23 protein-coding genes and 4 pseudogenes are annotated in these 25,177 nt (G+C 67.8%); 16 read left to right on the forward strand and 11 right to left on the reverse strand.

The window, feature by feature from the left end:
* The first annotated feature begins 105 nt into the window (after window positions 1-105).
* From M2283_RS48335 to M2283_RS52210, 3 genes are all read left to right on the forward strand, one after another.
* Window positions 106-279, forward strand: coding sequence for a hypothetical protein (locus M2283_RS48335; protein ID WP_280883003.1), 174 nt, complete (start codon window positions 106-108; stop codon window positions 277-279).
* A 98-nt stretch (window positions 280-377) separates the two neighbouring features.
* Complete coding sequence (locus M2283_RS48340; RefSeq protein WP_280883004.1) at window positions 378-1,010, forward strand: helix-turn-helix domain-containing protein; 633 nt, start codon at window positions 378-380, stop codon at window positions 1,008-1,010.
* The gene (locus M2283_RS52210; RefSeq protein ID WP_432423245.1) at window positions 991-1,224 is read left to right on the forward strand and encodes a hypothetical protein; all 234 of its coding nucleotides are present in this window, start codon (window positions 991-993) and stop codon (window positions 1,222-1,224) included. Before M2283_RS48340 ends, M2283_RS52210 begins: the two co-directional genes overlap by 20 nt.
* Window positions 1,225-1,248: 24 nt before the next feature.
* On the opposite strand, the gene M2283_RS48345 is transcribed toward M2283_RS52210, so the two are convergent.
* Window positions 1,249-1,584 carry an integrase core domain-containing protein gene (locus tag M2283_RS48345; protein WP_432423246.1) on the reverse strand — a complete coding sequence of 112 codons (336 nt, stop codon included), beginning with the start codon at window positions 1,582-1,584 and terminating at the stop codon, window positions 1,249-1,251.
* A gap of 1,182 nt (window positions 1,585-2,766) precedes the next feature.
* On the opposite strand from M2283_RS48345, the gene M2283_RS48350 reads away from it, so the two are divergent.
* Window positions 2,767-4,056 carry an FAD-dependent monooxygenase gene (locus M2283_RS48350; RefSeq protein ID WP_280883005.1) on the forward strand — a complete coding sequence of 430 codons (1,290 nt, stop codon included), beginning with the start codon at window positions 2,767-2,769 and terminating at the stop codon, window positions 4,054-4,056.
* A gap of 770 nt (window positions 4,057-4,826) precedes the next feature.
* Here M2283_RS48350 and M2283_RS48355 read toward each other — a convergent pair.
* The 3 genes from M2283_RS48355 to M2283_RS48360 all read right to left on the reverse strand — a co-directional run bounded on the left by M2283_RS48355 (window position 4,827) and on the right by M2283_RS48360 (window position 6,737).
* Window positions 4,827-5,390: a dihydrofolate reductase family protein gene (locus M2283_RS48355; protein WP_280883006.1), complete on the reverse strand. Its 564-nt coding sequence runs from the start codon at window positions 5,388-5,390 to the stop codon at window positions 4,827-4,829.
* Window positions 5,378-5,617, reverse strand: a complete 240-nt coding sequence (locus M2283_RS52215) for a transposase (RefSeq protein WP_432423247.1) — start codon at window positions 5,615-5,617, stop codon at window positions 5,378-5,380. The genes M2283_RS48355 and M2283_RS52215 overlap by 13 nt, the downstream gene beginning before the upstream one ends.
* A gap of 145 nt (window positions 5,618-5,762) precedes the next feature.
* Complete coding sequence (locus M2283_RS48360) at window positions 5,763-6,737, reverse strand: amidohydrolase family protein (RefSeq protein WP_280883007.1); 975 nt, start codon at window positions 6,735-6,737, stop codon at window positions 5,763-5,765.
* Between the two features lie 143 nt (window positions 6,738-6,880).
* On the opposite strand from M2283_RS48360, the gene M2283_RS48365 reads away from it, so the two are divergent.
* Window positions 6,881-7,327: a MarR family winged helix-turn-helix transcriptional regulator gene (locus M2283_RS48365; protein ID WP_280883008.1), complete on the forward strand. Its 447-nt coding sequence runs from the start codon at window positions 6,881-6,883 to the stop codon at window positions 7,325-7,327.
* A 575-nt stretch (window positions 7,328-7,902) separates the two neighbouring features.
* Here the strand turns inward: M2283_RS48365 and M2283_RS48370 are convergent.
* Both M2283_RS48370 and M2283_RS48375 read right to left on the reverse strand, forming a co-directional pair.
* A complete protein-coding gene (locus M2283_RS48370; protein ID WP_280883009.1) occupies window positions 7,903-8,889 on the reverse strand; it encodes an SMP-30/gluconolactonase/LRE family protein in 987 nt (328 codons plus the stop codon).
* A gap of 75 nt (window positions 8,890-8,964) precedes the next feature.
* A complete protein-coding gene (locus M2283_RS48375; protein ID WP_280883010.1) occupies window positions 8,965-9,822 on the reverse strand; it encodes an SDR family oxidoreductase in 858 nt (285 codons plus the stop codon).
* A gap of 106 nt (window positions 9,823-9,928) precedes the next feature.
* Between M2283_RS48375 and M2283_RS48380 the strand changes: the two genes are divergently transcribed.
* A complete protein-coding gene (locus M2283_RS48380) occupies window positions 9,929-10,351 on the forward strand; it encodes a winged helix-turn-helix transcriptional regulator (protein ID WP_280883011.1) in 423 nt (140 codons plus the stop codon).
* Between the two features lie 263 nt (window positions 10,352-10,614).
* Here the strand turns inward: M2283_RS48380 and M2283_RS48385 are convergent, their stop codons facing one another.
* Window positions 10,615-11,409: an SDR family NAD(P)-dependent oxidoreductase gene (locus tag M2283_RS48385; RefSeq protein ID WP_280883012.1), complete on the reverse strand. Its 795-nt coding sequence runs from the start codon at window positions 11,407-11,409 to the stop codon at window positions 10,615-10,617.
* Between the two features lie 85 nt (window positions 11,410-11,494).
* Here M2283_RS48385 and M2283_RS48390 point away from each other — a divergent pair.
* From M2283_RS48390 to M2283_RS48420, 8 genes and pseudogenes are all read left to right on the forward strand, one after another.
* Window positions 11,495-12,107, forward strand: a pseudogene (locus M2283_RS48390) (helix-turn-helix transcriptional regulator); the annotation flags it as partial.
* A gap of 111 nt (window positions 12,108-12,218) precedes the next feature.
* On the forward strand, window positions 12,219-13,697 hold the full coding sequence (locus M2283_RS48395; RefSeq protein WP_280883013.1) for a recombinase family protein: 1,479 nt from the start codon (window positions 12,219-12,221) through the stop codon (window positions 13,695-13,697).
* 265 nt (window positions 13,698-13,962) lie between these two features.
* A complete protein-coding gene (locus M2283_RS48400; protein ID WP_180360973.1) occupies window positions 13,963-14,100 on the forward strand; it encodes a hypothetical protein in 138 nt (45 codons plus the stop codon).
* Between the two features lie 143 nt (window positions 14,101-14,243).
* A complete protein-coding gene (locus M2283_RS48405) occupies window positions 14,244-14,777 on the forward strand; it encodes a SigE family RNA polymerase sigma factor (protein ID WP_280883014.1) in 534 nt (177 codons plus the stop codon).
* Complete coding sequence (locus M2283_RS48410) at window positions 14,774-15,559, forward strand: hypothetical protein (protein WP_280883015.1); 786 nt, start codon at window positions 14,774-14,776, stop codon at window positions 15,557-15,559. Before M2283_RS48405 ends, M2283_RS48410 begins: the two co-directional genes overlap by 4 nt.
* Before the next feature lie 128 nt (window positions 15,560-15,687).
* Window positions 15,688-16,643 (forward strand): annotated as a pseudogene (locus tag M2283_RS51840) (endo-1,4-beta-xylanase); the annotation flags it as partial.
* A gap of 6 nt (window positions 16,644-16,649) precedes the next feature.
* Window positions 16,650-18,101: pseudogene (locus M2283_RS51845) on the forward strand (non-reducing end alpha-L-arabinofuranosidase family hydrolase).
* A gap of 107 nt (window positions 18,102-18,208) precedes the next feature.
* Window positions 18,209-19,168: an RNA-guided endonuclease InsQ/TnpB family protein gene (locus M2283_RS48420; RefSeq protein ID WP_280883016.1), complete on the forward strand. Its 960-nt coding sequence runs from the start codon at window positions 18,209-18,211 to the stop codon at window positions 19,166-19,168.
* A 57-nt stretch (window positions 19,169-19,225) separates the two neighbouring features.
* Here the strand turns inward: M2283_RS48420 and M2283_RS48425 are convergent, their stop codons facing one another.
* Window positions 19,226-20,926 (reverse strand): RICIN domain-containing protein, encoded by a 1,701-nt coding sequence (locus M2283_RS48425; protein ID WP_280883017.1) that lies wholly within the window; start codon window positions 20,924-20,926, stop codon window positions 19,226-19,228.
* A 302-nt stretch (window positions 20,927-21,228) separates the two neighbouring features.
* On the opposite strand from M2283_RS48425, the gene M2283_RS48430 reads away from it, so the two are divergent.
* Window positions 21,229-21,375: a hypothetical protein gene (locus tag M2283_RS48430; protein WP_280883018.1), complete on the forward strand. Its 147-nt coding sequence runs from the start codon at window positions 21,229-21,231 to the stop codon at window positions 21,373-21,375.
* 272 nt (window positions 21,376-21,647) lie between these two features.
* Window positions 21,648-23,048, forward strand: a complete 1,401-nt coding sequence (locus M2283_RS48435; RefSeq protein ID WP_280883019.1) for an IS701 family transposase — start codon at window positions 21,648-21,650, stop codon at window positions 23,046-23,048.
* Between the two features lie 246 nt (window positions 23,049-23,294).
* Here the strand turns inward: M2283_RS48435 and M2283_RS52220 are convergent.
* The 3 genes and pseudogenes from M2283_RS52220 to M2283_RS48455 all read right to left on the reverse strand — a co-directional run.
* Window positions 23,295-24,006: pseudogene (locus tag M2283_RS52220) on the reverse strand (winged helix-turn-helix domain-containing protein); the annotation flags it as partial.
* 121 nt (window positions 24,007-24,127) lie between these two features.
* On the reverse strand, window positions 24,128-24,310 hold the full coding sequence (locus M2283_RS48450) for a DUF397 domain-containing protein (protein ID WP_280883021.1): 183 nt from the start codon (window positions 24,308-24,310) through the stop codon (window positions 24,128-24,130).
* Window positions 24,311-24,319: 9 nt separating this feature from the next.
* Window positions 24,320-25,174, reverse strand: a complete 855-nt coding sequence (locus M2283_RS48455) for a helix-turn-helix domain-containing protein (RefSeq protein ID WP_280883022.1) — start codon at window positions 25,172-25,174, stop codon at window positions 24,320-24,322.
* Window positions 25,175-25,177 lie beyond the last annotated feature (3 nt).

A 25,177-nucleotide genomic window follows, 5' to 3' on the forward strand; every position in this document is an offset into this window, starting at 1 on the left:
ACTCCGCCGTACCCATGGCCAATTAGGAGAATTCGGTATGGGGAATAACAAAGTGCTCAAACCACCCGACATGGGGAAAATCGCGATCGTCGACAGCAGTTCAGCGTGGGCAGCACGATCGCCGGCCGCTACCTGTTTCGGATGGTGCCTGCACAGGGACCCGGCATGACGTTTGAATCGCATCTGTTCGCACGTGTCGAGGCAGGTCGGATCGATCGGCTCGTCGAGGTCGCGCGACAAACCGAAGACAGCGACGGAGACTTCCTGTCCACCAGCTGACTCGGCTGGCGCAGAGGCGCAATGGCCTCTCCGTACGCAGGTGAAGCGTGGCCGGGCGGCGAACTGGTCGTGCTGGGCACGTCCTTATACTGCTCTTCGTGTATGAACTCCGTCGATTCGGTGGGCTGCTTCGGCAGTGGCGAGACCGCGTCACGCCCACCGATTTCGATCACCTCGTCACGGGTGGTTCGCGCCGCACCCCAGGCCTGCGACGGGAGGAAGTGGCCGAGTTGAGTGACATGTCCGCGGACTACATCAAACGCCTTGAGCAGGGCCGAGCCCGCCCCTCCCTTCAGGTATTGAAGTCGCTCGCCAGTACGCTGAGTCTGGCGCAGGCCGAGTATGAACACCTCTGCATCCTCACCGGTCACTCGATCACACAGCCGGGCCGGGTCAACCGGCGCATCGGTCCGGCCACGGGGCAACTGCTCGATCGCCTCGACGGAGTGCCTGTCGCCGTGTTTGACGCGACCTGGACGCTTCTGCGCTACAACTCCCTCGGTGCCGCCCTCTGCGGTGATCCGTCGCTCTCCGCTCGTCGCGAGCGCAATATGGCCTGGCGCTATTTCACGAGCACGACGAACTGTGCGGCGGAGCCAGGGCGACAGGACCAGGATTTCGAAGCATCCCTGGTGGCTGATCTGCGAGAGACCTCGAGCCGTCATCCGTCCGACGATGAACTCACTGCTCTGAATCACCGCGCTGCACGCGGTGAGTCCACGGTTCACTGAGTTGTGGCGCGGCGGTGCCAGCAGGCGGTTCGAGCGACGCAGCGGGGTTATCGACCACCCGGACATCGGGCCCGTCAAAACGGACAGCACCGTCCTGACGGTTCCCGAGGGCGATCTGAAGCTGCTCGTCTTCACCGCAGAGCCAGGGTCGGCCGACGCATGCAAACTGGCGAAGCTCCAGACTCTGTCCAGCGAAAAGCAGCTGCGGGCCTGAAGCGCTCCGAGATCGGTGGAGGCTCTATGCGTTGGCTCCAGCCGCCGGTTGGGGCTGGTGTTGAGCGTAGTAGTTGGTCTCGTGCTCGTGGGGCGGGATGTCTCTGATCGCTGTGTGGAGGCGCTGGATGTTGAACCAGTCGACCCACTCCGCGGTGGCGAGTTCGACGTGGGAGAGGCCGTGCCACGGCTTGCGGGGCTTGATCAACTCCGTTTTGTAGAGGCCGATCTGGGATTCCATGAGCGCGTTGTCCAGGGCGTCGCCAACGGTGCCGATCGAGGCGTCGATGCCGGCGTCGAGGAGGTGCGCGGTGAAGGCGAATGATGTGTATCGGGCGAGTTCAACAAGTCGATGTTGCATCGACCAGTTGAACTCGCCTTGTACGCGAGCTTGCCGACCAACTCAGCGAGCCGGAAGAGCAGATGCTCAGCGATTGGGTCCTCGCCGCCCAGGCTCCTTTGGCGGACGCGATCGAACAATTCACGCCCACGGCTCCACTGCGTTGGATCGGCTGCCATCTCCAGGGCCGCGTCGATCTCGGGAGTCGTTCCCAGACTCAGCGAAGCTGCCTCAAGGACCTGTCCAGCCCATGCCACTGGCTGTTGCTGCCGCTCGAACAGGGATCGCCCCCACCGATGAATGCCGCTCGCTCCGACACTGTTCATTTCACGATCATGACAACATTGCGAGTCAGGAACAACGGAGTTGGGGCCGCTCAGCGCCCGGTTCGAGCCCACTCGTGCACAACTGGAAGTTGATCAACCCGTGGCCTCCCGCTCGACCTCGAATGTGTTTCACACGTGAGTGAGGTTTGCCCAGATCAGGGCACGTGGGGCCGGCCTTCCGCTGAGGCTGTGCTCCGTCACAGATACACCGCTCAGCAGGAAGGCCGTGGGCATGAGTCTGCTGTGCGTGGGTGTCCCGCAGGATGCGCTTGGGCAACTGTCATGCTTCCGGGCGGGCTTCTACGGCTGCTTGACCGGACGCGGGGACACCTTGTTCGAGCTGACCGACTCCCTGCTCTGCACGGACGGGCCGGTGAAGACACTGGTCGGACTTCGCCCCTGCGCCCGAACACCGGCGTGGCTACGGCGCGTTGTACGGCGCTCTCAGCCAGGGCCGTATCGAGGTCGCCCGGCTGCGGCGAGTGCTGGCCTCGGCGCCACTGCCGCGGGCGGCTGACTGTAGGGACCCAGATTTCGCGGCACAGTCTCATCTCCGATGGCACATCGACGGGACTTATGCCGTCTTCGTGAGACTCGCTGGTCGGGGCTGTCCGTTCTCACTGGTCCTTTCAGCGTCTCACCGTGTTGCGCGCAGATCTGGCGAATTCTCAGCCGGCGGCCTGGCCGACAGGCCGGTCCGCCTGGTCTACACCAGTCTGGGTCGATGTGAGTCTCATCGGAGTTGGCGTTTCTCATCAATGTCTGCGGTGACCGATGAGTTTTGTGCGGATCCGTGGTCGATACGGCTGGATACACCGACAGCGGTGGGCCTGTGCTGGGGACGTTCCAGCGCGGGAGCAAGCAGATGGAGGCTGTGATGAGCGTCGACGACTCCGACCAGGGCCACTCGATCCGGACGGGCGGGCAGGGGACGCGGGTGAGCGGTCCCAGGGTGTTGGTGGCGGGGGCGAGCATCGCGGGACCCGCGCTGGCCCACTGGCTGCGCCGGCGGGGGGCTGAAGTGACCGTGGTGGAGCGGGCTCCCGAGCTGCGTCCCGGCGGGCAGGCGGTGGACGCGCGCGGGGTCGCCAAGGAGGTCATCGCGCGCATGGGGTTGGACGCGGCGGTGCGCGCGGCGTGCACCGACACCGCCGGCGCGCACACCGTGGACGCGGACGGGCAGGTGCTGGAGACCTTCCGTGCCGACGACGACGGTGGCGACGGGTTCATCGCGGACATCGAGATCCTGCGCGGGGACCTGTCCCAGGTGCTCTACGACGACACCCGCGACGGCGTCGAGTACGTCTTCGGCGACCGAATCGCCGGGCTCGCTCAGGACGCGGACGGGGTCGACGTGGTCTTCGCGGGCGGCAACCGGCGGCGCTTCGACTTGGTGGTCGGGGCAGACGGGCTGCACTCGGAGCTGCGAGCGATGGTCTTCGGGCCGCATGAGCGGTTCCTGCGCCACCTCGGGCATGTGCTGGCCTTCTGCAGCGTGCCCAACGAGTTCGGGCTGGACCGCTGGCTGCTGGAGTACCAGGATCAGGAGTCCGGGCGCTCCGCCCTCCTGCGGCCCATCCAGGACGCCACTCGGGCGATGGCCATGTTCTACTTCGACTCGGCTGACTTCGACGTCGACCACCGTGACGTCGCAGCCCAGAAGCTCCTGCTGCGGGAGCGGATGGCGGGCCTGGGCTGGTTGACCCCGGACATCCTCGCGCACCTGGACGACACTCCGGACTTCTACCTCGACCAGGTCGCCCAGGTGGTGATGGACCGCTGGTCGAGTGGACGGGTGGGGTTGCTGGGGGACGCGGCGTTCAGCTCGTCGCCGATGTCCGGGCAGGGCACCGGGCTGGCACTGGTCGGCGCCTACCTGCTGGCCGCAGAGCTGGCCGCTGCCGGATGGGACCCCGAGGCCGGGTTCGCCCGCTACGAGGCGCGGATGCGTTCGTTCGTCGAGGCCAACCAGGAGATCGGCCGGTTGAACGCCCGCAGCCGCGACGTCCCCGGGCCGGACGCCGAGCCGCGCCCCGATTTCGCCGGCGAATGGTTCACCGAGCTGGTCGGGCGCGCGATCAACGGCGTCGAGCTGCCCGACTACGCGGGGGTGCCGGACTCCGCAGCCCCGGCCGGATCGCCGATCACCTCGTCGGCCAAGCCGTAAGCGCCACAAAACGTGTCGAGAGGGACCACACTTCGGTAGGACACCGCCGGACGACCTCCGCTCATGCCACATGGTGCGCGTTGGAGCACCCGTTCGGCGGCCAGGCCACCTTCCGATGAGGCGGTGTCGGCTCGGAAAACTGACAAGATCGATGAGAATCCACCGCTCGGGGTCTCTATGGTTCTGTCACTTGCCTGGTCGGCGCTCACCGGAGCTGACAGGGCTCTCACCCTTTCGGATGGCGGGGATCCGGCCCGCTCCGCCCGTCAGTGCCTGGCTGACACCGTTGGCTGTACGGGTCGTTGCCCGTGGGGCGGGGGTTTGCGATGAACAGTGTCACGGCGACGGTGAGTATCCGTCAGCAGCGTGGTGCTCTTGTGGAGGTCCGGGACTGGGGTACGGCACCTGTCGACCTTCTGCAGTCGGCTTGTCCGTAGCGGACGTTCCGTTGGTGCGAGGGCCAGAAGCACTGCTCGGGTATCTACTGGTCAGCGACGATGCGCGACCACGTGATCTACGAGTCGCGCTAGGAACTGACGCGGTTGCTCTTTGCCGACTTCGATCCGTCCGTACGCGGCATCGTGGCCCAGCCGTTCCTGCTGAAGGCCGTTGTGGAGGGGCAGGCCCGCAAGCACATCCCGGATTACATCCTGACCACTGAGCAGGGTCCGGCATGGGTGGATGTGAAGCCGCACTGCCGGCTGTCCACCCCAGTGGTGGCGTTCACGTTCGCGTGGACCCGGCAGGCGGTCGAGTCGCGTGACGGGCGCTCAGCGCCTCGTCTCGTACCTGGTCAGGATCACGCCGCGGGGAAGTGTCCGCGTCTCCACCAGGTTCAGGTTCACCCAGCTGTCCAGCGCGGTGAAGAACGGCGTGCCGCCGCCCACCAGGACCGGCGCGGTGGCCAGCACGTACTCGTCAATCAGCCCGGCCCGCATGGCCGCCCCGGCGAGCGTCGCGCCGCAGATGTCCATCGGGCCGCCGTCCTCGGCCTTGAGCCGGGTGATCTCGGCGACCGCGTCGCCGGTGACCAGGCGGGTGTTCCAGTCGACCTTGTCGATCGTCGAGGAGAACACCACCTTCGGCATGTCCCGCCAGCGGCGCGCGAACTCGATCTGCGCCGGAGTGGCGTTGGGCTGCTGGTCGCCGGTCGGCCAGTGGGAGCTCATCGTCTGCCACAGCTTGCGCCCGTACAGCGTCAGGTCGGTCGCCTGCAACTGGTCGGACCAAAACTGGAACAGCTCGTCGCTCGGCACGCCCCAGCCGATGTCGTCGCCGGGCGCGGCGATGTAGCCGTCCAGGGTCAGGTTCATGCCGTAGATCAATTTCCGCATAGCGCCAGCCTTCCGTGAGTCGGACTCACGCGTACAGACCGGCGCGGCGCGGCAGACTCATCGGTGCGCGATCTGAACTCGCATGTGGTGCTCGTGCTCGGTGGCTGGTTGTAGCGGAGCTGCACACCCAAGAACCTACTAAAACTGATGTCGTAACGCCGCTGGCGGCCGGAGGCCGATGGATGCCGTGCCTTCCACGCCGCGATCAGTAGCTCGATCCGGCCCACTCGGCTTCGGTCAGGTCGGTCTTGTACGCCTTGCGCTCACTCACCGCCCCATCGCGCCACGGCCGAGCCCGCCGGCGAGCCGAAACCCGCCAACCCCGCACGACGGACCAACCGTAGATCGGAAAGGCTCGCTATTTCGTCCTGATCAGAGTTCCAGGTCAAAGAGCGCCGCCGCGTTGGCGGAGGAGAACTTCTGTCGGTCCTCGTCGGAAGTGAAGTGTGCGAGGAAAGAGTTGATCTCGTCCTGGGTCGGGTGCTGGAACGGGTAGTCGGTGGAGAAGATCAGCCGGTCGATGGTGGTGACGGACAGGGCGTGGTGGAGCAGCGCGGGGTTGAGCATGCCGGAGACGGTGATGTGGAAGTTCGTCCGGATGTAGTCCGAGACGGGCCGTTGCAGGCCGGCGAGGCGGGAGAGGCTGTCGGCCCGGTCGAGCCAGAACAGCAGCATCTCGCCCCAGTGGCCGAGCACTATCTGCAGGGCGGGGTGGCGGTCGAAGGTGCCGCGCAGGATGAGCCGGAGTGCCGCGGTCGCGGTGTCGAGGTGCCAGCCCCATCCGAAAGTGGCCAGGGCGAGATCGGTCAGCTCGCCGAGGCCTCGGTAGGAGGCGTCGCGCACCGCGTCCGAGGGGATCTGGGGGTGGATGAAGACCGGCTGGCCGAGTTCCGCCGCGGCGGCGAAGAATTCGTCGTAGGCCGGGTCGTCGAGGAAGCGATCGCCGGAGCGGCCGTAGACCATCGTGCCGACGTGGCCCAGGCCCTTCGCGCGCACGAGCTCGTCGACGACGTGCTCCGGGGAGGACATGGGCAGGGTCGAAAGCGCGCGGAACCGCGTCGGGTTCTTGTCGACGGCCGCGATGGCCGTGTCGTTCGCGGCGCGGCTCAGGTGCCGGGCCTGCTCGGCGGAGAGCGGTTGGGTTCCGGGCGGGGTCAGGGCGAGGACCGAGATGTCGATGCCCTGGGCGTCCATCGCGGCGATCCGCTCCTCGCCCAGGTCCTCCAGGCGGTGCCGGTGGTCGCCCATCTCGTTGAAGGCGAGGCTCTCGTCCGGCCGCGGCAGGGCTTTGAGAGCGGACGTGAGGCCCGGGGCTACCCAGTGTTCTTCGATGGCGACGAGGGGCATGGTTTTCGTCCTTCGATCGGGCGGGCGGCACGTCCGGTGGCTTCGTTCCACCGATGCCTGTCAGTTGACAGCAAAGCTAACGCACGGACTAAAGTAGCTGTCAACTGACAGCAATCGAGGGGCGACGGCGGAGGACCTGGCGCATGGACGAGCAACAGACTTCGAGGCTGTTCGAACTCGCCGACCGGATCCTGGCGGTGGGCCGCCACATCGGTGCGTCGAAGGAGGGCGAGGTCGAGTCGGGAACACCGCTGCAGGGAGCGGTGATGCGCTACATCGACCGCCACCCGGGCACGACCGCCGGCGAGGCCGCCGAGGCCACCCAGATGATCTCGAGCAACTTCAGCCGGGCGGTGCGGGGCCTGGAGCAGGCAGGGCTGGTGCGGCGCGACACCGATCAGCACGATGCGCGGCGGGTGCGCCTGTATCCCACCGAGAAGGCACAGGAGAACCTGCAACGACTGCGTGAGGTCTGGAGCCGCCTTCTCGAGGAGGCCGTGACCGATTCCGACGACATCGACGCCGCGATCTCGACCCTGCGCAACATCGAGACCCGGCTGGTCGCCCGAACCCGCCCCGGGACCCGATGAATCCGGCGATCGTGCCGCATCCGGCCTGCCGGTGCACTGCTGCGCCGGGCCGCAGGATCCGCTGCGGAGACTCCCACTTGTCAACTTGATCCGGCCCTAAAGGTCTGGGGCAAGTTGCCCCAAGACCACCACCACCTTCAGCGACGGCCAGGGCCGGATGCCGTTCTCCGGCATCGAGAGGCCTGGGCGTATGCACGACCGGACCGCCCTGCGCACCGAGGGCGTCGCCGAGCAGTTCCACCGGCACCCGACGGTGCAGGCGAAGGTCTACCCCGGCTACCAGGGCCTGGCCAGGGAGTTCCGCAACCAGGTCACCGCCCCGCCGAAAAACCGGAGGAGGACGCCTGCGAGAGTGACGAGCGAGCCTGGCGCGGGGCCCGGCGCCTGCAGCCCTCGGCCCGCATCGGCGTCGGGCACGCCAACGCCGAACTCCGGCGGTGGGCCCCGATGTGCCGGTGCACCGGACGCCGCGGCACCTTCGCCCAGGCCCGGCGAGCGATCGGCGGACTGATCTCCGACCGGGCCGCGAAGCGGCCCACCCGCCGCGAGCACAGCACCGAACCAATGGTGCGGGGTCAGCGCAGCGGCAGGCTTTCGAGGGTGAAGACCGGGCTGGTCAGCGGATCGCCGTAAAGGAAGGTGTCCATCTGGGAGTTGGTCACCAGCAGCTGGTCCTGGCTCACGGCGACGCCGGTGGTGGTGTCGGCCCCGGTGTAGGTGCGGGCGGAGACGACAGTGGCCCGGGTGGCGTCGCCGGACAGCCGCACGGCGTCGACCTCGTTGTTCACGGAACGGGCGATGTACAGGGTGTTCCCTCGCCGTGCCATCCCGTCGGCGCTCGTCAGGGCCGGTGCGGCGATCCTGCGGATCTCGCCGGTGGCGAGGGTGAGCCGGTAGAGCGCGCCGCTGTACCAGTAGCCGATGATCAGCGACGTGCCGTCGGGGGTGGTGACGATGCCGTTGCCGTTGGACTGGCCGGCCACGTAGTCCGGCAGGCGGTAGGCCACCTCCAGGGTCCGACGGGCGCCGGTGACGGGGGTGTTCACCTCGGCGGCCGGAATCCGGTAGACGACGGCGCGGAAGGAATCGGTGATGTAGACGTCCCCGTCGGGGGCGACGGTCTCGTCGTTGACGAGGGTCGACTCGCCCGTGTCGGGGACGGTGTAGGAGGAAACGAGCTTCCCGGTGTTCGTGTAGACGAAGAAGCGCCCGGTGAAGGCGCCGGCGACCAGCAGGCGGTTGCCGGTGGTCTTGATCCCGGTGGCCTGGCTACGGCCGTCCTGACCGCCCGGCAGGAAGGGTTCGAGCGTCTTCGCCCCCAGGCGCCCGCGGTAGACGGTGCCGTCGGCGATGCTGGCGGTGTAGACGTAGTGGTGGTCGGCCGCGACGCTCTCGGGGAAGGCCCGGCTGCCGTCGAGCGCGATCGTGTGGCCGTTGCCCTCGCGGCCATGGATCGGTGCGGCGGTGGCGGGAAGCGTGAAGGCGGCCACGGCGGCGGACGCCGCGGTGAGGGTGAGGAGCGCGGACTGCCAAGTGGCGTGCGCAGTGGTGCGGGTGGACATCGTGAAGGACCTTTCCCCGGGTGACCGGGAGGGACGTGGGCAAGTGGGGCAAGTGAATCGGTGGGCGTAGGCCTGTCAGCGCAGCGCGTCGGCGATCGCGTCGGCCGGCGGCGTGGTCGGCCGTCCGATCAGGCGCCGCAGGTCGCCGGAAGCGGTGAACAACTCGCCGCGACTCATGCCGAGGTCGGCGTCGACGAGGACGTGCGCCAGCTCGGCGGGCAGACCGGCACCGGTCAGCACCTGGGCGAGTCCGTCGGCCGGGAGGTCGGTGTACGTGACCTGCTTCCCGCTGGCGGCCGAGATCGCCGCGGCGAGTTCGGCCAGGGTGAACGCCTCGTCGCCGCCCAGCTCGTACACCTCGCCGGCATGGCCCTCGGTGGTCAGTACGACCGCGGCGGCGTCGGCGTAGTCGGCGCGGGCCGCGGCACTGATCCTGCCCTGGCCGGCCGACCCGACAACGACCCCGTTGCGCAGTACCAGCGGGAGTTGGGCGGTGTAGTTCTCCAGGTACCAGCTGTTGCGCAGCATCACGCTGGGGACCGCGCGCTCCCGCAGGTACTCCTCCGTGACGCGATGGGTGGAGGCGAGGACCGTGGTGGCCCTGTCCGCGTGCGACATGCTCGTGTACGCCACCAGCGACACGCCTGCCGTCACCGCGGCGTCGATGGCGCGCCGGTGGTTGGCGACCCGCTCGTCCACGGTCGTGGTCGAGATCAGCAGCAGCTTGTCCGCGCCCTCGAAGGCCGCCGCGAGACTGTCCGGCTCCACGAAGTCGGCCCGGCGCACCACGACGCCGCGGTCGGCGAAGTCCTTGATCCTGGCGATGTCCCTACTGGTCGCTATGACGTCGGCGGCCGGCACCCCGCGCGCCAGCAGTGCTTCGACGGTGAGCCTGCCCAGCTGACCGGAGGCTCCGGTGACAACGATTGACATGAGCTCGCCCCTTCCTGCCGCAGACCTCCCGCGGCACGAAACCCAGGGTGACCTCGTCACTCTCCTTTGGTAAGGAACCACTTCCAGGTAAGGTGGCAACCCCGAAGTGAGTATCGAGGTGAGCAGTGTGGCGACCACCGAGGATGTGATCGAGCCCATACCGTCATGGGACCCGTACGCGCGTGGTTGCCCCTCGCGTGACGTGCTCGACCAGATCGGCAGCAAGTGGGCGGTTCTCGTGCTGGGCGAACTCGGCAAGCACGGGGCGTGCCGGTTCACCCGACTGCGGCAGCGGCTGGCGGGAGTGAGCGAGAAGATGCTCACCCAGACTCTGCGCACCCTCGAACGCGACGGACTGGTCCTGCGGACGGTGTACCCGGAGGTGCCGGCCCGCGTGGAGTACGAGTTGACCCCGCTCGGCCAGACGCTGCGAGGTCCCCTGAGGGCGCTCACGGAGTGGTCGGTGGGGCACATCGAGGAAGTCCTCACCGCCCGTGAGGAGTACGACGGCCGCGCCGGAAAACGCTAGTACCGCAACGGTCTTTGTGCTCATGAAGGGGAAAGGCCGACGGGCCGACACTCACCGCTTCGCACACCCGCCGTCGATGTTCATCACGGCACCACCGTCCACACCCCGTCCGCGGGTTCGGTGGCTGTCCCCCTCTTTTCGGCGTCCCGCAGCTTCCGTGCGGGTCCGGGACCGATACCGAGCGCATCGCCGGTGATCGAGATGCCGTCGCCGTTCATGTACGGGGTCGCGACAGAGCGGCCCGGAGCGCGGGCCGCTCTTTTTCAGACGCCGGCGCCGCCGTCGACCGGGACGATCGCGCCGGTCACGTACGAGGCCCGGTCGCTGAGCAGCCACGCGGCCGCCTCGGCGACCTCTCGGGGCTCGGCCATCCGGCCGAGCGGTGTCCCCGCAGTACTGGCCTCGATGATGCCGGGAGTCGCCGCCTCCCACTCCTCCATCATCTCCGTGGCCGTGCCGCCGGGAGTGATGCCGTTCACCCGGATGCCCTCCGGGGCCCAGGTCACCGCGGCGGTCTCGGTGAGGCTGTTGAGCGCGCGCTTCATGGCGCCGTACGCGGGCAGGGGCGGTACCGCGCGGCGGCTGCCGATGCTGGAGGTGTTGACGATCGCCCCGCCGCCGTTGTGCCGCATGAGCGCGGCCTCGGCGGTCATGGCGGTCCAGTGCGAGCGGAAGTTCACCGCGAACTGCCCGTCGATGTCCGCGTCGCTCGTGGTGTCGAGCGGGCCGGGCTGCTGCTGCACGACCGCGCCGTTGTTGAAAGCGCCGTCGAGCCGTCCGTGCAGTTCCTCCACGCGGTCGACCGCGTCGCGGATGCTCGCGGGGTCGGCGAGGTCCAGGGTGACGGCGTCGGCGACGCCGCCGTCGGCGCGGATCTCCTTCACGATGCGGTCCAGGGCGTCGGTGCTGCGGGCGGCGAGCACGACGGCGGCGCCCTCGGAGGCGAAGAGCCGGGCCGCAGCCGCCCCGATGCCGCGGCTGGCGCCGGTGATGAAGATGACCTTGCCGGTGAGCAGGCCGATGGGTGCGCTGTCGGTGGTGTTCGTGTTGTTCGTCATGGCAACAGCGTCCGGCCGCCTGCCGGCCGGATACAGGCACAGGCTGTACCAGGATCCGCCGCCGCGCCGCGCGGACACTGGGCGTATGGACAAACAGGAACTGGGGCGTTCCTCCGCAGCCGCCGCGAGCGGCTCCGCCCTCAGGACGTCGACTTCCCCTCCGGACCGCGCCGCCGCACACCAGGTCTGCGCCGCGAGGAAGTGGCGGTCCTCGCGCACATCTCCACCGAGTACTACATCCGCCTCGAACAAGGCAGGGCGCCACGCCCCTCGGGCGACGTCCTGGCCGCGATCGCGGGAGCGCTGCACCTCACCGACGCCGAGTCCGACCACCTCCACGTCCTCGCGGGCACCGCGCCGAACCGGACCGGACCGCACCGGCGCGACGTCCGCCCCAGCATCCTCGCCCTCCTCGAGCGGCTGCCGCAGACGGCCGGCTTCGTCATGTCCGCCGCATGCGAAGTCCTCGCCTGGAACGACCTCGCGGCCGCGCTCATGGAGGACTTCGCCCCGCTCTCCCCCAAGGACCGCAACCTCGCACGCCGGGCCTCCCTGGACCGCAGCCCGCCGATACGACGCTCTACGGGATCTCCGACGCCGCCGACTTCCGGCTGGGCGTCGTGATGCAGCTCTACACCACCCTCGCCCGCTACCCCACCGATCCCGCGGTGACCGGCCTCGTCGACGAACTCCGCGACATCTGCAACTGACGGCGAAGGCACCCGCTAGAAGCGCCTCCCCCAAGGCACGAAAGTCCCAGGTCAGCACTTCCCCAGGAGCGTCGCTCATGCTCCACTGGAGAGTGCGCCATGTCCGATACATCCCCTACCTCCCCTCGGGGAGCCTGGAACACAGCCATCTACGCCCGCTTGAGCCGCGACCGACGAGGGCTCAGCGAGAACGTCTCCATCCAGGTCAGCGAGTGCCGTGACTACGCGGACGAGAACGCCTGGCCTGTGGTCGGGATCTTCCCCGACAACGACATCAGCGCCTCGAAGTACTCGAAGAAGCCCCGTGAGCATTACGACCTGCTGCTCAGCGCCATTAAGCAGGGCCAGGTCAACATCATCCTGATCACGGAGATGCCTCGGCTGTACCGGCGGCTGGAAGAGCTCCTGGAGCTGATCAAGCTCGCCGAGACGACCAAGCTCCAGCGCATCCAGACGACCGACGGCGACGGCATCAGCTACAACCTCGACAGCGCCGAAGGCATCCACGCGGCGATCAACGCGGTCAACAACGCCATGTTGGAGGCGGCCCGCCTCTCCAAGCGCATCAAACGCAAGCAGAAGGCGCGCGCTATAGAGGGGAAGATCCACGGCGGCGGACGGCCCTACGGCTACGAACCCGGCGGACTGGTCATCCGCGAGTCGGAGGCCCTGATCGTCCGGGAGTGTGCCCAGCGCTTCATCGCTGGCGAGTCCATCGGCGACATCACGCGAGACCTCAACAAGAGGGGCGTGCTGACCGCCACCGGCAAGCAATGGCGGATCGAGAACCTCCAGCGCACGATCATGAAGAAGCGCAACATCGGCGTGCGGGAGTATGAGGGCCAGGAGTATCCCGCGGAGTGGCCGGGCGTCCTCACCCGCGAAGAGTGGGACCGTATGGAGGCACAGCGCCTGAGTAAGCAGTGGCGCTGGCCCAAGACCCAGACCGGCGTACGCAAGTACCTGCTGACCGGGTTCATCTACTGCGGCCGGTGTGGTTCCAGGATGTACAGCGGCGGCCGGGGGCCGGAGTGCGGCCGGCCGTCGCAGCGTCGGTATCGATGCCGACCTCACGACAACTACGGCAACGCCAGTGGGTGCAGCAAAACCTTCCGTATCGCCGAGCCGGTCGAGTTGCTGGTGACCCAGGCCGTCTGGCATGTCTTCGACGATCCGAAGGTCGCTGTATTCCTCTCGCCGAAGGTAGATGAGGACAAAGTGCGCCACCTGGTGCAGGAGTTTGAGCGACGCAAGGGCAAACTCGACCAGCTGGTCACCGACTACGCCACCGACGTGCTAAGCCGCGACCAGTTCATCCAGGCCAAAGGCATCGCCGAAGCATCGGTCCAGGAAGCCCGAGAGGCCTTGAGCCACTACCAGAGCGAGACCTCCCTCGCCCACATGCCAGCAACACAGACGATCCGGGACGCGTGGGAGACCTCGGGCTTGGAGTGGCGGCGCAACACCCTGCGCCTGGTGGTCGATCGGGTCATCGTCCACCCCGGTCGGCCCGGTACGCAGCGCTGGCATGGTTACCGCTTCGATCCAGAGAAGATAGAGATCAAGTGGAAGTTCTAGGCACAGCACCGGTACGTACGCGTGACCGAACGCGCCGACGGCCACGCGTGTCTACCGGTAGTTCGTTGAACTCGTCGGTAGGTGGGGTTGACGGCTGAGTGGGTCGATCGTACTGCGGTGGGGTGTCGAGTTTCGGGGGCGAGGATGACCGAGCGACGTCCGTGTCCGCCGGCGCCGGGGCCGTTGGAGGAGTACGCGGCAACCTTCTCGTCCTCTGCGGCAACTAGGAGCCGGAAGGCCGACTCGAACTACCGGATGGACGGTCATGAGGGCAACGAAGCACGCCGCGCCGCAACCGTGGCGCAGGCGCGGAATGGTCACGGGCATTCCCTTGGCGCTGCTCGTCGCCGCCGTGCAGCCGGACGTCGCGCAGCCGACCGGCGTCCGGTTCGCCCGGCCTTGACCAGCCCGCCGGCCGGCCTGCACCGCCCCGCAACCATGCACGACCGCCGTTCGAATCCCGGGCTGGGCAATGTTAGGCTGCGCTCCCCGTTGTTGAACACGCAACTAACGCACACATCATGGCAAGGAGAGGGCGACCGGGGGATGGTCCTCGATGACGCGTCCGCGGAGTTCCACGAATTCTTCGAACGCCACTATGCCGAGCTCGCCCGTCTGGCACACCTGCTGACCGGCGAGGCCGACGCGGCGGACGACCTCGCGGCGGATGCCCTGGTCGCCCTGTGGCAGCGCTGGGACCGGTTGCGGCAGGCCGACCACCCGCTCGCCTACGCCCGTGGTGTGGTGGCCAACCTGGCGCGGGGGCGCATCCGCAGCACGGTGCGGGAGCGACGCCGGATCACGCTGTTCTGGTCCCGCAGCCCCGAGAAGGTGGAGGGGCCGGACGCGGCGGCCGTGCTGGACGTCCGCGCGGCGCTCGCCCGGCTGCCATTCCGCAAGCGCGCCTGCGTGGTGCTTCGGCACGCCCTCGACCTGTCGGAGAAGGAGACGGCTGCAGCGCTGGGGATATCGGTCGGAACGGTGAAGAGCCAGACCTCGAAGGGAATGGCCGAGCTGGAAAAGCTCCTGGGCGCACACGCGGCCGGGGACCTGGTGCCAGGGAGGAGGAGGAACCGGTGAACGAGGAAATCGACCGTCGGCTGCGCGAGGCCGCCGAGGCCCACCGGCCCGACCGCGCGCGGATGCTGGCCCGGGTGGAACGCGGCATGGCCGGCCCCGCCGTCCGTCACCGCGCGCGACCGTTCGCGAGGTCCGGGACCAGGGTCGCCCTCGCCGGGCTCGCCGCCGGCGGCATCCTGACGACCGGCGGCCTCGCCGTCGCCGCCATCGTCGCGTCCCCCCCGCCGCCGCCCACCGTGACCACGCCTGCCGCCCCGTCCCCGACCGTGAGCTCCCCGCACCCGACATCGGCCCGCCCCACCCCTGTCGCGCCGCCCCCGGCCACCACCCCGGGCAGCTCGCGCCCGACTCCGTCGGCCACCAGTCCCTCGCCGACCGTCGGCGAGAACCAGAACGGGGCGCTGCGGTCGGACGGCTCGCTGGATCCGAAGAGCACCGTCTACTGGACGCAGAGCGACCTCGTCCTCAAGACGACCCAGCCGCTCACCTCGCTCACGGTCGAGATCCGGATCGTGCAGACCGGCGAGGCGAAGAACACCGGCACCTGGCAGACCCTGCCGAATGGTGACTTCACCGTCACCGTCCAGGAGGCCGGCGGCGCGCTGGTCTACCGCTGGGTCCTCAAGCCGGGACTGACCGTGCCGGCCGGGAACCATGAGTTCGCCGCGCAGTTCAACAACGGCCCCGGCGTCCGCAGTGCCGCGGGCGACGGCTACCGCGTCGACGCACAGGGCTCGGGCGGCTCCGCGTCGGTCCGGGGAGGGTTCGTCCCGACCCGGTGAACGCCGCTGTGCGGCAGGGCGACGGCGGCGGCCGTGAGAATGCTTTTTCGATCGCGGCAACCCTTGTGTGCGTGGCGGCAGCTGAGAGGCATCCGGGGCCGGATCAGGGCCCGCTGTGCCAGAAGGACATGCCGTTGTCAGATCAGAACCGTTCTCGTCGTCGCCGTCCGGCGACCCGCCGCGTGATCGCCGCCTCCGTGGTCCTCGCCGCCGCGGGCGCCGCCGTACCACTGGTCGCCCTGGCCGCACGCACGCCGGAGGCCGCCGCACCGGCCACGGCCGCCGACGCGGCGGCCGGCAGCGGTCGCTACTTCGGCACGGCAGTGGCCGCGGGCAAGCTCGGCGACTCCACGTACTCCACCCTTCTCGACCGGGAATTCAAGATGATCACCCCGGAGAACGAGATGAAGTGGGACGCCATCGAACCCTCCCGCGGCAACTTCACCTTCGCCGCCGCCGACTCGATCGTCAGCCACGCCTCCGCGGCCACACCCTGGTCTGGCACTCCCAACTGCCGGGCTGGGTCAAGTCCATCACCGACGCCGACACCCTGCGCACGGTGATGAAGAACCACATCACCACCGAGATGGACCACTACAAGGGCAAGATCTACGTCTGGGACGTGGTCAACGAGGCCTTCGCCGACGGCAGCAGCGGCCGGCACCGCAGCTCCGTGTTCCAGGACGTGCTGGGCGACGGCTTCATCGAGGAGGCCTTCCGCACCGCCCGGACCGCCGATCCCTCCGCCAAGCTCTGCTACAACGACTACAACATCGAGAACTGGTCCGACGCCAAGACCCAGGGCGTCTACAAGATGGTCAAGGACTTCAAGTCCCGCGGTGTCCCCATCGACTGCGTCGGCTTCCAGAGCCACTTCGCATCCAGCGGCCCACCGGCCAGCTTCCAGACCACCCTGTCCAACTTCGCCGCACTCGGCGTGGACGTGCAGATCACCGAGCTCGACATCGCCCAGGCGCCCGCCACCGCCTACACCAACGCCGTCCAGGCGTGCATGAACGTCGCCCGCTGCACGGGCATCACCGTGTGGGGCATCCGCGACAGCGACTCCTGGCGCACTGGTGAGAACGCGCTGCTGTTCGACGCTGGCGGCAACAAGAAGCCCGCCTACAACGCCGTGCTCACCGCCCTGGACAGCACCGGCAGCGGCGGCACGCAGGCCGGGGACATCACCTCCGGCACCGTCTACACGCTCTCCAACGCGGCCGCCGGACGCGTTCTCGACGTGCCCGCGGGACAGAACGCCAACGGCACCCCGCTCCAGGTGTGGGACGCCAGCGGCGCCTCCAACCAGCAGTGGCGGGCGAGCCGGAACAGCGACGGCTCCTACACCCTGACCAACGTCGCCAGCGGCCGGGTACTGGACGAGCCGTTGAACCGGACGGCCGACGGGACGAAGTTGACGGTCTGGGACGCCAACGGCGGCGCCCACCAGCACTGGAAGGCGAGCCGGAACAGCGACGGCTCCTACACGCTGACCAACGTCGCCAGCGGCCGGGCGCTGGAGATCCCCGGCGGCCGGACCGCCAACGGCACTGCCGTCCAGATCTGGGACTCCAAGGGCGGCGCCAACCAGCGCTGGACCTTCCAGCCAGCCCCGGCGCCGAAGAGCGACACGTGTGCTCTTCCGTCGACGTACCGGTGGACCTCGACGGGCCCGCTGGCGGAGCCGGCGAACGGGGCGGTCGCGCTGAAGGACTTCACCACCGTGACGTACAACGGCAAGCACCTGGTCTACGCGACCACCTCCACCGGATCGGCGTGGGGCGCGATGACCTTCCGTCCGTTCACGGACTGGTCGGACATGGCGACGGCCACCCAGACCAAGATCAGCGGGTCCGCGGTGGCGCCCAAACTGTTCTACTTCGCGCCCAAGAAGATCTGAGTGCTGGTCTCGAACGGGTGGGGTACCCCCTGGCCCTTCAGCTACCGCACGTCCAGCGACCCCACCGACCCCAATGGCTGGTCCGCGCCGAAGGAGCTGTTCACCGGCAGCCTCCCCGTGGGCGCCCCGATCGACCCGACCGTGATCGCCGACGGCCAGAACATGTATCTGTTCTTCGCCGATGACAACGGCAAGATCTACAAGTCGACCACGCCGCTCGGGAACTTCCCGGGCAGCTTCGGCTCCTCGTACACCACGGTCATGAGCGACACGAAGGCGAAGCTGTTCGAGGCGCCGGAGGTCTACAAGGTCCAGGGCCAGAACCAGTACCTCATGATCGTCGAGGCGATGGGTGCGAACGGGCGCTACTTCCGCTCGTTCACGGCCTCCAGCCTGAACGGCCCGTGGGCCGAGCAGGCCGGCAGCGAGAGCAGCCCCTTCGCGGGCAAGGCCAACAGCGGTGCCACCTGGACCAACGACATCAGCCACGGTGACCTGGTCCGCAACAACCCCGACCAGACCATGACCATCGACCCCTGCAACCTGCAGTTCCTCTACCAGGGCAGGAACCCCTCATCGGACGGCATGGATTACGCGAAGCTGCCGTACCGGCCGGGTGTCCTTACCCTGAAGCGCTGACCCTCAGCCCGACGAAGACGACGAAAGGCGCCCCCATCGAAGAGATGGGGCGCCTTTCGTCATCTGCACCTACTTGAGTGCTGTACCGCTACCGGGATTCATTCGCAGTGCAGCTCCGGTACGCCTTCAGGTTGCACCCGGATGCCGGCCGGCAGACCGCGTTGGCGAGGGCGTTCGGGTGTGTCCGTGTCGTGTTCAACCATGCGGTACGCGCCCGTGAGGAGGCCCGCAGAGCAGGCAGGCCTTTCCCCGGGGCCGGTGAGCTGTCCACTCGTGTGATCACCGAGGCGAAACGGACCGTGGAGCGGTCCTGGCTGGGTGAGGTGTCCGTGGTCGTGCTGCAGCAGTCGCTGCGCGATGCCGAGGCCGCCTACAAGAACTTCTTCGCCTCCTTCAAGGGCACCCGCAAGGGTCCGAAGCTGAGTGCGCCCCGGTTCAAGTCCCGCAAGGACACCCGGCAGTCGATCCGGTTCACGGCCAACGCCAGGTTTTTCGCCTCGTTCGTCACCGGCACCGACCCCGCCGCCGACGCGAACCGGATGCCCGCATCCGGCCAGAGCGTCGGCATCGACCTCGGCCTGACGCTCCCCCACTCCGTCCGGGGGACCCCCATCGCGGTGCTGTCCACCGGCGAGAAGCTCTCCACCCGGCTGATCTCCGAGAACCAAGGAATCGCCGTGGAGAGCCTGTCGGTTGCGGGACTGGCGCGCACGAAGCCGGCCAAGTCCGTCCACGACGCGGGCTGGACGGCATTCGTGAACATGCTGGAATACAAGGCGCAGCGGTACGGGCGGGCGCTGGTGAAGATCGGCCGGTTCGAGCCGACCTCCCAGACCTGCTCCCTCTGCGGCACCGTGGACGGTCCCAAGCCCCTGCACATCCGGGAATGGACCTGCACCGCCTGCGGCACCCTCCACGACCGGGACCACAACGCCGCACTCAACATCCACCAGGCCGCCGGACTGGCGGTGACAGCCTGCGGAGCGCCGGTAAGACCAGAATCCGTTCGGGCACAGCGCGAAGAAACAGGAAGCCACGGATTCCCCACCGGAAACCGCGCCGCGTAGCGGCACGGCAACCGGTGGGGAAGGCCAGAATCCTCGCCTTTCAAGGCGAGGAGCATGTCAATTAAGCGCTGTACCACCCGAGTTGTGATAGGCGATCGTCTTGTTGATCAGGTTTCCGCCGTCGGACTCGACCGTGGTCTGTTCCTGCTGCCCTGGACCGAAGAACAGGCCGGCGACATGGGCGTTCGCCACCTGGTCCATGTGTCCGAAGAACCAGTCCACCTTGTCGTCCTTGTAGTGGTTGAGGGTGTCGTTCTGCGCCATGTTGCCCACGGGGATCTGCCACAGGACCACCGGCTTGCCCACGGACTCGGCCATCGTCTTGTACCACTTCAGCGTGTCAGCGGCCGTCTGGTCGGTCCAGAAGGTGCTACGGCCGCCGTGGGCCGGCTGTGCGTACCAGCCCGCGTCGCGGTCCGACACGTCGGCGACCAGGAAGTCGGCGTTCTGCGCCCCGAGGCTCGCGTAGTCCTTGACGCATTGCTGGGTGTTGTTCTGCCAGTCCCAGCAGGTGAGGTGGAGCCCCGCGGCGGTGTTCGGCGCGTACTTGTGGGCCATCGAGATCAGGCAGCGGGAGAGTCCGGCAGCGCTGTTCTCCTGTGATCCGCAATCCTTCGGATTTGCGGCCGAGACCTGCGCGGCAATCTTGTGCGGATCGCCGAGCGACCGGACGTAGCCCCAGAAGTCGGGCTCGATGTCGATCGCGTCGTGCGACGTGCCGATCTTCTGGAGGAAGAAACGGTAGTCGTTCAGGTACCGGGTGAGCAGGTCGACCCGGTTGATGGCCTTGACCTCACCCGGACCGTCGCCCTCGCCCGCTGCATCGCCGAGGTCGCGCAACGAGTACCAGCTCCACAGCATCTTCTGCGGACGCGAGCTGCCCTTGTACGTCGCCTGGGACGCCACCTCGTCCCGCCAGGTCACGTACGTGCCGGGCGCCGTGGTGCTGCCGTTCCAGCAGCCCCACCAGTTCGACCACCCGTCCTTGCACTTCGCTGCCGTGTAGTAGTCCGACGAGGGCGCGGGCTGGCTGTGCACATAGGCGTAGCGCGCGTCGAACGGCGCGGCGTTCGCCGAGGCGTCGGTCATCGAGCCGCCGATGATCACCTTGTCACTGCCCAGGAAACGCTTCGCCGAGCTGCCGCCACCGCTCGTGGGCGACGGAGACGCGGACGAAGGCGAGGACGACGGGCGCGGGGCGCTCGGAGTCGGGCTCGCGGGAGCGCTGCTGCTCGGCGTGGTGGGCGTACCGCCGCCGCTGACGTTCCCGACCGCGACGAGCTTCCACTGCTGATCGGCGCCGCTCCGGTCGCGGTTCTGGACAACGTTGCCCCCGTTGGCCTTGGCGGCCTTGTGGACACCGACAGCCATGCCGCTGAAGCGGTTGACCAGACGCAGGTAGCCGTTCGACGACTTGGCCAGTTTGAACTGCTGGTTGGTGGCGTTCAGGTCCTTCCACTGCACGACGGCGGAGCCGGCGGTCTTCGACCAGCCGAGGTCGTCCAGCACCTTGCCGGAGGTCCGGTTCTTCAGCCGGTAGTAGCCGTCACCCGCGTCGATGAACCGCCACTGCTGGTTGGCCCCGCCGTGGCGCGCCCACTGCACCACCGCAGCGCCGTCGTTCCTGGCGGAGCCGCGGTCGTCCAGCACCTTGCCGCTGTTGCGGTTGACCAGCACGTACCACTTCTTCAGATCCAGGGTTTTCTGGTCTGCCGAAGCCTGGCTGACCACCACAGCCGACCCGGCCACGACCACCATGGCGAGACCCGCCCAAAGACCCCGACGCGCGAGCAACCGACGACCACGATGCTTCGGACGGCCACCGCGCGCACCGCCGTCGGCACGGTGGCCGCCGCGGGACGCCACCGATGACGAGGGTGGACCGGGGACATGTCTGCGCTCTCGTTCCAGGGACATGCCTGTGCTCTCTTTCAACTGTTGCATCTGACCGGCCCACTTGGCCGGACAACACTGAGTGGTCAGAGAGGCCGAAAAGGTTGCCGCGAAGATCCACAGAACTTTTTTCTGCGGGCCGGACGGTCACCCTGAAGCTCAACGGCGTGGAGGAAAAGCGACGCCGTCCCCGCCCGTCCACGAAAGAACAGCGAGCTGCAACGGCTGGTCGCCGGCTCCAGGAGACCGTCAGCTCGTACACCGTGATCGACCAGGCGATCGGCGTGGTCATCGAGGTGTCGTCGATGCCGTAGGTGTCCCAGGCGGGGAACGGTCCGTGGGCGGCAGGCTCTCACCGTCGGCCATGAGGCAGTCGGTCAGCGCCGCATGCAGTGCGTCCCGGACTGTCGGCGTCGCGTGCGGCTTGCGAGGCTAGAGGCTCCCCGTCCCGTGCCCGGCACACCCGACACGTGATCACCTCCGTTCTGACACGGTTCGTTAAATCCGGTGGTGGTGTGGGTTTGACGGCTGGTCCGGTTGGCCGTAGGCCGATGGTAGGAGTCAACTGCCTGACTGGGGGCTGAAGATGACCAGTCGCCGTCCGTGTCCGCCTGCTCCGGGGCCGTTGGAGGAGTACGCGGCCCGGTTCGACGACCTCTTCTTCAGCCTGGCCCAGCGGCGGGGCTTTCGCGAGTACCTGACGGGACTGCTGGCGCCGCGGGAGCGGAACAAGACGATCACCTGCCTGGCAGGCGCGGAGCCCGTGGCGGGTGCGGGGACGCCTGGGGTGCAGCGGCTGCAGTTCTTCCTGTCCGAATCGCCGTGGGAGGCCGAGCAGATCAACGACCGGCGCCTTGAGCTGCTGCGCGAGCAGTCGGCGACGGCTCCGCACGACGGCGGGGTCATCGTGATCGACGACTCCGGGGACCGCAAGGACGGCACCGCCACGGCCAACGTGGGCCGGCAGTGGCTGGGCCGGCTGGGCAAGACGGACAACGGCATCGTCACGGTGACCACGGTGTGGACCGACGGCCGCGTCTACTACCCGCTGCACGCGACGCCTTACACCCCTGCCCACCACTTCGCCCGCGGCCGGTCCGATCCGGCCTTCCGCACGAAACCGCAACTGTCGGCCGCCCTCGCGGCCCGAGGGAAGGAGGCGGGCTTCGGCTGCCGGGCGGTGGTCGCCGACTGCGCCTACTCCGTCAGCGACGACTGGTACCTCGCACTGCGCGAGGCCGGCCTGGCCTACGTGGTGGCACTCAAGCCGCACCGGGGCACCTGGGCCCCGGCCGACCAGCCGCACATTCCCATCGAAGCCGCCCAAGACCTGACCTGGAAGGACGCCAAGAGCCCCGGTGACTGGACACCCGTTAAGCGTCACTTCCGCGACGGACACACCGAGACCTGGTGGGCCGCTGATGCCCGCCTGGGCGGCTACGGCCCCAACTCACCCTGCCGGCTGGTGGTGGCCACCACCGACCCAGCCGGGCTGCCGCCGAAGGCCACCTGGTACCTGGCCACCAACCTTCCCCACCCCCACGCCTCCACCGGCCCGCACCCGCCGGCCGACCTCGGCGAGATTGTCCGCCTCTACGGCCTGCGGCCATGGATCGAGCAGAGCTACAAACAGATCAAGGACGAACTCGGCTGGGCCGACTTCCAAGTCCGCTCCGACCGCGCCATCCGCCGCCACCAAACCCTGGTCAACTGCGCCTTCTCCTTCTGCTGGGACCAATGGTTCGCCCCACCCGGAGCCCTGGACGCCACCGCGCCGGACCCGTGCCCCGACAAGGGGGCAGAGAGGGGGACCAGACCGGTCCCACCAGCCCCAACAGCCTTGCTGGCCCAGGGCCTTACGAGCCATCCGTTCCTGGCTCACCCCCGCCGTCACCCTCAACCGGTGGTGGCAAGCCTGGACGGACAAGGACCCGCCCTCCGACCTGCAGGCACTGATCAACGCGGTCACTACCGGACACGGCATTGACCTCGACCTCCGGATTTAACGAACTACCGGTAACCACCTCAAGGTGCATCCAGTGTTGACAACGGTGGGCACCGCAGTTGCGTCAGTCATCTTGTTTGCTCATCTGGAACGCAGTCTGCATCGACCGTGACCGAGAGTCGAATCTACTGCAATGGCCTGATTCCGGGGTCTGCCCAGTTGGCTCGGTAAACGCTAACGTGCTGGTCACAAGCAGTTTTGGCCGCTATTGGGGACGGTTCTGGATCTCTTGCGTCCGTCGCGTCGGCCGTCGTCGCGGCGCGGCCGGTAGATAAGCCCGGACCGTTCGCCGCTCCTGTAACAGGTCAGGGCGGCGATCGAGATACGACGGCGGGTATGGCCGCGAACCCGGATGACGGGTGTGTGCCCCCGTCGGGCCCAGGTGCGGGCGATCGGCGGCGTCATCGAACAACCGGACTCGCCCTCGAAGGCGATCCACGCGTCGAGCGCCGCCGCGCGGTCCTTCCACCTGCGGCCAGATCTTCTTCACCCAGCCGGTGACCTGCTCCTTGTCACGTTCGAGGGCCCGTCTGGCCAGCACCTGACAAGAGAACCCCTGCCGGATCAGGAGCTTGCGCACCCCCTATGGGGTGTAGCTCTTGTGGAAGCGCCGCCCGATTACGGTCTTGACCCGCGACAGCGTCCATCGCTGATCCGGCCACCCGTGCGCGACCTGCCCCTTGGCCAACTCCCGCTCCAGCTGGGCGAATTGGGCTTCACCCAATCGTGGTGGCAATGCCGAACCTACCGACCGCAGAGCCCGCAGGCACTTGTCTCAGGACCCGCGCGACCGCTGCACCGACCGGGCGCTGACCCGCAGTTCCTTCGCGATCACCGAACTCGGCTTGCCCAGGGCGAACCGCTCAGCGACCATCATCCGGACGCCTTCACGGAACTGTCGACGCTCATCGGACATGCCACCGCCCTGCGCATACCTCATATCAACGGCGTACCGCGACGATCAAGCCGTGTCATCGGCTACGACAACCCGAGTTCAAACCTCAGTAATTCACTCCGCGTGATCAGCACCCCGCGCACGCGGCCCCGTGCGGGGTACACCACTATCCCTTCTTGACGACCTCCAGGAATACCTCCCACACGGTCGGCTGGACGGCCATGATTCCGCGGCTGCGAGCCTTCGTGTCCCGCACCATCACTTTCGTCGGTTCGTTGTCGGCTACTTCAACGCAGTTCTCGGTCCCGGTGTAGGTGCTGGTCCGCCAGTTCGGGGTCACAGGCTGCATGGTGCTCTCCTAGTCGCTCGGCATCTGATCGAAGTGTTGGCTGGCGGTGAGGATGAGGTCTCGGACAGCGGTGCCGTAGACCGCCGATTGCTTCAAGAGGGCGAAGGCCTTGGCGTAGAGCTCGATCTCTCGGGGCTGCGTGACGGAGAACTCCGCCGAGTAGGTCTCAACAAGGACGAGCTTGTCGTCGAACATCGAGAAGGAGTTGCCGGGCCAGATACCGATGGGGGCGGAGCGCGGGATGATGCCCAGGCTCAGGCGGGGCAGTCGCATCACCGCCAGCAGTCGGTCGAGCTGCCCCTTCATCACCTCCGGTCCTCCGAAGTTCGTGTAGAGCGCCTGCTCGCCGAGCACGACGTTGAAGATCCGGTTGCCTCGGTACAGGTACTGCTGTCGTTCCAGCCGCTTGGCGGTGGCGGCTTCCGCGTCGTCGGGAATCTCGTAGTAGTCGACGACCTGGCGGAAGGTCTCCGCCGCGTACTCCGCGGTCTGGAGGGTTCCCCACACCAGCGTCGGGTGCCAGATGCGGAAGACCTTGGTCTTGGCGTAGACCGGCAAGGCCTTCTTCTGCCGCTGCTCCGCACCGGTCTGAAACTGCCGGCGCCACTCAAGCCACAGCTCATCGATGTGGCGGACCGTGGCGATCAGGTCGGCGAGGTGCTCTTGCCTGTCGGTCTTCATGCACCAGGTGCGGATGTCATCTTCGCTGGGGTTCTGCTTGCCGTTCTCCAGCCGGGAGACCTTCGACTCCGCCCACCCGGTGGCCACGGCGAATGCCCGACCGCTCGCGAACCCCGCATCCTTGCGGAATCCACGTAGCCGGGCACCCAGTGCCTCTCGTGCTTCTTGTGCTTGGTTGCTCACTGA

The organism is Streptomyces pseudovenezuelae, from assembly GCF_029892565.1.
GTDB classification, from domain to species: Bacteria; Actinomycetota; Actinomycetes; order Streptomycetales; family Streptomycetaceae; genus Streptomyces; species Streptomyces pseudovenezuelae_A.